The sequence below is a fragment of the Thermoanaerobacter sp. A7A genome (assembly GCF_000445185.1).
In the GTDB taxonomy this organism is placed as follows: Bacteria; Bacillota; Thermoanaerobacteria; order Thermoanaerobacterales; family Thermoanaerobacteraceae; genus Thermoanaerobacter.
Genome location: NZ_AVAF01000168.1, coordinates 1 through 1,222, shown reverse-complemented (window position 1 = coordinate 1,222; position 1,222 = coordinate 1). Strand labels below are relative to the sequence as shown.

Genomic DNA, 1,222 nt, shown 5'->3' with positions numbered 1-1,222 from the left:
TGAAGACGGCTTTACCATTTTCGATGTAGGGTTTTCCACCACTTGCCGCATAGTAGAACGTTATGAAGTCGAACCATCTGTCCCACCAGTTTCTCCCAGCGACTGCTCTTATAACGTACTTTTCTTTCGGAACAACCCATTTCTTTGCCAGTTCGTAGATCTCAGAGTAAGTTCTTGGAGGTTTGTCGTATCCAAGTTCTTTCAGAAGATCTCCTCTCCACCAGAAGAGCATGGGGTTGGAGTAAATGGGTATGACGTAGTAATGTCCGTTGAGCTTCCAGCCCTCGAGTATGCCTCTCATTTTCCTTGCGTCCACGAGTTTCCAGAACTCTTCTCCAAACTCCTCATCGAAAGCAACGAGAACGTCCAGTTCTTCTGCGAGCTGGGCAGCAAAGCCACTGAATATGTTGGTACAAATATCTGGTGCGTTTCCAGCTGCGATAGCGTTCAAAATGGCTTCTTCAGAACTTCCAGCGGCTGGGATAACCGACCACTCGATCTGAACATCCGGATGTTCTGCGTTCCACTTTTCAACGAGTTCTTTCCAGAAAGTTTCCTGATTCGGGTTTGGTGCTGTCCAGAACACTATTTTCTTGACCTCGGCGAATGCAAAGACAGAAAGAACAACGAGCATAACAAGAAGTACTCTCTTCCACATACGTATCCCTCCTTTATAAAAGGTTGATGTTATTTTGTGCTTTTTCTCTTTACAAACTGTGTGAAAACAAGAATACGAACAGGGTGTGGATTAATGCCAGTTAGCAATTCATGTAAACGCTTACACGCAAGACAACCCATTTCGTACTTGAAGACCCTCAGTGTCGTCAAAGGAGGATCGAAGTTTTCAGCATCAACAATATCGTCAAAACCTATTACAGAAACATCTTCTGGCACTCTGATACCATGCTCTTTGAGGCGTTTTATCGCCAGAATGCAATGCTGTCGTTGGAAGTGAAAATAGCTTCCGGTGTGCCATAAGAGTTCAACATGATGTCGATAACTTTTCTGGTTCCTTCTTCTGTGTCATCGCACTCATAAAATCGAGGCATTAATCCTGCTTTTTCCATTGCGTCTTTATAACCGTCGTATCTCATCTTGAAACCGTATGGATGCAGCGGACCGTGAATGTGAACGATTCGTCTGAAACCTTTAGAAATGAGGTAATTTGTCGCATAAAGCGCTCCATCGTATCCGTCACTTATCACACAATCCACACGCTCTC

1 protein-coding gene and 1 pseudogene are annotated in these 1,222 nt (G+C 44.4%); both read right to left on the bottom strand.

The features are described from left to right. A partial coding sequence (locus M663_RS0113390; RefSeq protein WP_029689293.1) for an ABC transporter substrate-binding protein occupies nucleotides 1-658 on the bottom strand: 658 nt, incomplete at its 3' end. A gap of 29 nt (nucleotides 659-687) precedes the next feature. Next, nucleotides 688-1,205, bottom strand: a pseudogene (locus M663_RS15890) (substrate-binding domain-containing protein). Nucleotides 1,206-1,222: the final 17 nt, after the last annotated feature.